This is a genomic window from Planotetraspora sp. A-T 1434 (assembly GCF_025420585.1).
Taxonomy (GTDB): Bacteria; Actinomycetota; Actinomycetes; order Streptosporangiales; family Streptosporangiaceae; genus JAOEGB01.
This window is the reverse complement of record NZ_JAOEGB010000121.1, coordinates 1-348: the sequence shown is the minus strand read 5'-3', so window position 1 is coordinate 348 and position 348 is coordinate 1. Positions and strand designations below refer to the sequence as shown.

1 protein-coding gene is annotated in these 348 nt (G+C 70.7%); it reads right to left on the bottom strand.

Annotation, left to right across the window (positions count from 1 at the left end; all coding sequences use genetic code 11):
- Positions 1 to 345, bottom strand: a 345-nt coding sequence (locus N5079_RS35420) for a condensation domain-containing protein (RefSeq protein ID WP_315967911.1), incomplete at its 3' end; no start/stop codon positions are given.
- Positions 346 to 348: the final 3 nt, after the last annotated feature.

The window sequence follows — 348 nt, the reverse complement described above, 5'->3', positions numbered from 1 at the left end:
CCGCTCCAACTCGGCCCGCTCCCGGCCCGACGTGACCGTCCCCACCGCCACATCCGACTGACCCGACCACCGGCTCAAGAGCACCTGAACCGCCGCCACCAACGGCACGAACAACGTCCCGTCATGACGCCGCCCCACCGCCTTCAACCCCGCCAGAACCTCAGACGGCACGGTGAACTCCACCACCGCCCCCCGCCCCGACCGCACCGCAGGACGCGGCCTATCCACAGGCAGCTCCAACGGAGCCACCCCCTCCAACCGACCCCGCCAGAACCCCAGCTGATCAGCCAGAACCTCCCCCGACACCCGCTCCCGCTGCCACACCGCGAAATCCGCGTACTGCACCGG